The 3,837-nt window shown below is 60.6% G+C and carries 2 protein-coding genes and 1 pseudogene; all 3 read right to left on the reverse strand.

What is annotated here, in order from left to right; translation table 11 throughout:
* Nucleotides 1–1,434 (reverse strand): annotated as a pseudogene (locus DBR30_RS21890) (glycine dehydrogenase (aminomethyl-transferring)); the annotation flags it as partial.
* Between the two features lie 299 nt (nucleotides 1,435–1,733).
* Nucleotides 1,734–2,123: a glycine cleavage system protein GcvH gene (gene gcvH, locus DBR30_RS08290; protein WP_005333898.1), complete on the reverse strand. Its 390-nt coding sequence runs from the start codon at nucleotides 2,121–2,123 to the stop codon at nucleotides 1,734–1,736.
* A gap of 84 nt (nucleotides 2,124–2,207) precedes the next feature.
* On the reverse strand, nucleotides 2,208–3,305 hold the full coding sequence (gcvT, locus tag DBR30_RS08295; protein WP_108542050.1) for a glycine cleavage system aminomethyltransferase GcvT: 1,098 nt from the start codon (nucleotides 3,303–3,305) through the stop codon (nucleotides 2,208–2,210).
* Nucleotides 3,306–3,837 lie beyond the last annotated feature (532 nt).

Consider the following 3,837-nt stretch of genomic DNA (forward strand, 5'->3'; position numbering starts at 1 on the left):
CTTGTTGAACACCTCGTGGGTCAGCACGGCGTCGCTGCGCAGCAGATCCTGCGGGATGGCGTGATGGGCTTGAGCCGCCTTGTCGAGCGCTTCGATGTCGAGGCCGTGGCCAGCCCCCAGGAACAGCTCAAACAGCTCGGCCACATCGCCGCGGGTGGTGGTTTCAGAGAGTGACACCCCCACCGCACCATCGAGATCCGCACGCAGGTTGATGCCGAGCCCTTCGGCCTTGGCGATCAGCGCGGCTTTATCTGCTGTCAGCACAGTGAGGGTATCGAACCAGCTGGCGTGCTTGAGGGCCACGCCCCTGGCCTTGAGGCCGAGCGCCAGAATGGTGGTGAGACGGTGCACCCGGGAAGCGATGGTTTTCAGCCCCACCGGGCCGTGGTAGACGGCGTAGAAGCTCGCCATATTGGCCAGCAGCACCTGGGCGGTACAGATGTTGGAGTTGGCCTTCTCGCGGCGGATATGCTGCTCGCGGGTCTGCATCGCCATGCGCAGCGCGGCCTTGCCGCGGGCATCTTTGGAGACACCGATAATACGGCCCGGCATGGAGCGCTTGTAGGCATCGCGGGTGGCGAAGAAGGCGGCGTGGGGGCCACCGTAGCCCATGGGCACACCAAAGCGCTGGGCGGAGCCCAGTACCACGTCGGCCCCCAGCTCGCCCGGGGATTTGAGCAGCAGCAAAGAGAGCAGGTCGGCGCTGACGCAGGCCAGCCCTTTCTGGGCCTGTACTGCGGCGATAAGCGCTCGCAGATCTTTCACCTCACCGGTAGTGGTTGGGTACTGGAACAGGGCACCGAACACCTCTTCGCTCACTGCGTCGCTCGCGGCACCGACCGCCACATCGAAACCGAAGTGAACCGCGCGCTCCTTGACCACGTCGATCACCTGCGGGTGCACATCGTCGGCCACGAAGAAGAGGTTGGATTTGGACTTGGCCATCCGCTTGGCCAGCGCCATCGCTTCGGCAGCGGCGGTCGCTTCATCCAGCAGGGAGGCGCTCGCCAGATCCATGCCGGTCAGATCCAGCGTCAGCTGCTGGAAGTTGAGCAGGGCTTCGAGCCGGCCCTGCGCCAGCTCGGGCTGGTAGGGGGTGTAGGCGGTATACCAGCCCGGGTTTTCCAGCACGTTGCGCAAAATGACGTGGGGCACATGGGTATCGTGATAGCCCATGCCGATATAGCTCTTGGCAATCTTGTTCTGGGCGGCATAACCCTTGAGCTTGGCCAGTGCTTCCACCTCGGTCATACCCGCACCGATCCCCAGCGGGCCCGGCAGGCGAATGGCGGCGGGCACGGTCTGTTCAATCAAATCGTCCAGGCTTTCGGCCCCGATGGTCGCCAGCAGCTGGCGCAGCTCTTCCTCGCCTGGGCCGATATGGCGGCGGACAAAATCGGTTTTTTGCTCGAGTTCAAACAGTGACTGGGTCATTTCCCTATTTCCTGATAAATAAGTCCTGGCATGACATCCTGATAACCAAGACCTGATGTTCCTGATGGTCGGCTGAGACCGACTCCACTCATGTTCTGGGCCCCGCAGACAGGGTGCGGCACCGGATGCTGCGGCAGCATCGAGAGGGGATCGCCTTGTTGCGGACCGGCCCGTTTACCCCCTAGGCTCCTAGGCTGGCAAACGGCAGGCGCGGGCGACTTCACCCTTCCACCGGCCGGTGCTTGCCCGGCTGGCGGTCATACAAAGGGGCCCTGCTGTGTTGGCAGGGCCCTGGGGCATTACTCTTCGTCCACCACGTTCTGGTAGCCTTCGGCATCCAGCAGGTTGGCCAGCTCGCTCTCGTCATCGAGCTTGATGCGGAACAGCCAGCCAGCGCTGTAGGGATCGGAGTTGACCAGCTCGGGGCTCCCTTCCAGCTCTTCGTTGACGGCAATGATCTCGCCGCTCACCGGGCTATAGATGTCGGAGGCCGCCTTGACCGACTCGGCCACGGCGCAGTCGTCACCGGCACTGACCTGCTTGCCCACTTCCGGCAGCTCGACAAACACCATGTCACCCAGCAGCTCCTGGGCGTGCTCGGTGATACCGACCACGGCCTCGCCGTTGGCTTCAACACGGATCCACTCGTGGGAAGTGGCATATTTCAGTTCGCTCGGGATATGGCTCATTTGTGCTTCCTTTGATCTTTGAGTCGCGTTTAAAAACGAATATGAAAAGGGATGGGGGAGGTACTGCCCTCCCCCAAGACGATGTTAAACCAGCTTCTGGCCGTTACGGACGAAAGCGGGCTTGGTGACCTTCACGGTGACCAGCTTCTTGCGAATCTCCACCTCGGCCAGCTCACCGATATCGCGGGGCACCCGCGCCAGGGCAATACTGTAGCCCAGGGTGGGGGAGAAAGAGCCGGAGGTGATCACACCTTCCCGCTTCTCACCGTTTGCCGCGGTGAAGGTGACCGGCATACCGGCACGCAGCACCCCTTTCTCTTCCATCACCAGACCCACCAGCTTGGGCTGGTTGCCCGCCGCTCTCTGTGCTTCCAGCACGTCGCGGCCGATGAAGTTGCGATCGCTCGGCTCCCAGGCGATGGTCCAGGCCATGTTGGCGGCCAGCGGAGAGACTGACTCGTCCATATCCTGACCGTAGAGGTTCATCCCTGCTTCGAGGCGCAGGGTATCGCGGGCACCGAGGCCGCACGGGGCGACGCCGTTATCCAGCAGTGCCTGCCACAGCTCGCAGGCTTTCTCTTGCGGCACCACGATTTCATAACCATCCTCGCCGGTGTAGCCGGTAGTGGCGATAAAGAGATCGCCAGCCTGCACGCCGAAGAAGGGCTTCATCCCCACCACGGCAGTACGCTGGGCGGCACTCAGCACAGCCGCAGCCTTGACCTTGGCGTTGGGGCCCTGCACCGCAATCATCGCAAGCTCGGGACGCTCGGTCACTGTGATATCGAAATCGATGGCGTGATGGCGGATCCAGGCCAGATCTTTCTCACGGGTAGCGGAGTTGACCACCAGCCGGTAGAAGGTATCGGTGAGGTAATAGGTGATGAGGTCATCGATCACGCCGCCTTCCGGGTTGAGCATGCCGCTGTAAAGGGCCTTGCCGGGGGCAGTGAGTTTGGCCACGTCGTTGGCCAGCAGGTGTTGCAGAAAGGCTTTGACCCGTTCGCCGGTCAAATCGACGATGGTCATGTGGGAGACATCGAACATACCGGCATCGCTGCGCACCGCATGGTGCTCTTCCAGCTGGGAGCCGTAGTTGATGGGCATTTCCCAACCGTGGAAGTCCACCATCTTGGCGCCGGCTTCCAGGTGTTTGGGATGCAGTACAGTAGTCTGGATCATCGCATTCTTTCCTTAGCAAAAAGCCTTTTCGCTTTGGCGACCACCCTTGCGACCCGCGCCACCGCTGTGACTACACTGTGCGCAGCAAATAGCGACCGGATCCAAAAGTGTGTGCTCGCTCCTGCCCTTGCCAGGCAAGAGGGATTCCTTGAACGGAGCGGATTATATGACAAGCAGGCGAGCGTGCCGCTCAAAAAAAACTAATCCCCTCCCGTAAAACTGACTCCAGACACTAAGATAAATGCAGTGATAAAAACAGCCATAAGCCGACTCAGGCGAGATTAAATTTTGATTTTTACCGTTTCGTCACAATTTGCAGAAAAACGTTTCGCTCCAGAGCAAAATTAAAGGCTGACACCCAAAACGGGTCGTCAGCCTTGTCGGATTACTTTTGTTGTCAAAAACGACGAGTAATATTAGTTTTTTTCACCCTTGGCCTGCATGGCACTGCCTTTGGTCGCAGCAACAGCCCAGTCAGGACGGGCCAATGCGGGCAACTCTCCCTCCAGCCCCATGGCGGCGCGGATCACCC

Origin of the sequence: Aeromonas sp. HMWF017, from assembly GCF_003061465.1 — a bacterium.
Classification (GTDB): Bacteria; Pseudomonadota; Gammaproteobacteria; order Enterobacterales; family Aeromonadaceae; genus Aeromonas; species Aeromonas veronii.